Below are 1,313 nucleotides of genomic sequence, written 5' to 3' on the forward strand. Positions count from 1 at the left end.
GTCTCGCGGTTCGGGCTGGACACCGAGCCGGAGTCGAGGTGGTCGCGGCCGATCACGATGGGTGCCTTCAGCTCGCCGCTGCGGACCATTTCGTTGAACGCCAGGCCGAGCTTGGCGCGCTGGCCCAGGCCAACCCAGCAGATGCGCGCCGGCAGGCCCTGGAAGCTGATGCGCTCGCGAGCCATGTCCAGCCAGCGGTGCAGGTGGGCGTCGTCGGCGATCAGCTCCTTCACCTTCGCGTCGGTCTTGTAGATGTCCTCGGCGTCGCCGGACAGCGCGGCCCAGCGGAACGGACCCACGCCACGGCAGAACAGCGGCCGGATGTAGGCCGGGACGAAACCGGGGAAGTCAAAGGCGTTGGCCACGCCCTCTTCCTTGGCCATCTGGCGGATGTTGTTGCCGTAGTCGAAGGTCGGGATGCCCTGCTTCTGGAACGCCAGCATGGCTTTGACGTGCACGGCCATGGACTGCTTGGCGGCTTTCACCACGGCAGCCGGGTCGGTCTGCGCGCGGTCGCGGTACTGCTCCCAGGTCCAGCCGGCCGGCAGGTAGCCGTTGAGCGGGTCGTGGGCGGAAGTCTGGTCGGTGACCATGTCCGGGCGCACGCCGCGCTTGAGCAGTTCCGGGAGGATTTCCGCGGCATTGCCCAGCAGGGCGATGGAGATGGCCTTGCCCTCGGCGGTGTACTTCGCGATGCGCGCCAGGGCGTCATCGAGGTCCTTGGCCTGCTCGTCGACGTAGCGGCTGGCGAGGCGGAAATCGATGCGGCTCTGCTGGCACTCGATGTTCAGCGAGCAGGCGCCGGCCAGGGTCGCGGCCAGCGGTTGGGCGCCGCCCATGCCGCCCAGGCCGGCGGTGAGCACCCAGCGACCCTTGAGGTTGCCGTCGTAGTGCTGGCGGCCGGCCTCGACGAAGGTTTCGTAGGTGCCCTGAACGATGCCCTGGCTGCCGATGTAGATCCACGAGCCGGCGGTCATCTGGCCGTACATGGCCAGGCCCTTGGCATCCAGTTCGTTGAAGTGTTCCCAGTTGGCCCAGTGCGGCACCAGGTTGGAGTTGGCGATCAGCACGCGCGGGGCATTCGCGTGGGTCTTGAAGACGCCGACCGGCTTGCCGGATTGCACCAGCAGGGTCTCGTCTTCATTCAATTCCTTCAGGGTCTCGACGATCTTGTCGTAGCACTCCCAGTTGCGCGCGGCGCGACCGATGCCGCCGTACACCACCAGCTCCTTGGGGTTCTCGGCAACTTCCGGGTCGAGGTTGTTCATCAGCATGCGCAGCGGCGCTTCGGTCAGCCAGCTCTTGGCGTTCAG

1 protein-coding gene is annotated in these 1,313 nt (G+C 66.9%); it reads right to left on the reverse strand.

All coding sequences use genetic code 11. The features are described 5' to 3' along the window. Positions 1 to 1,313 (reverse strand): urocanate hydratase (gene hutU / locus IB274_RS29420; protein ID WP_412548463.1); only part of this gene is annotated, 1,313 nt, incomplete at both ends.

The sequence above is a fragment of the Pseudomonas sp. PDM18 genome (assembly GCF_014852585.1).
In the GTDB taxonomy this organism is placed as follows: Bacteria; Pseudomonadota; Gammaproteobacteria; order Pseudomonadales; family Pseudomonadaceae; genus Pseudomonas.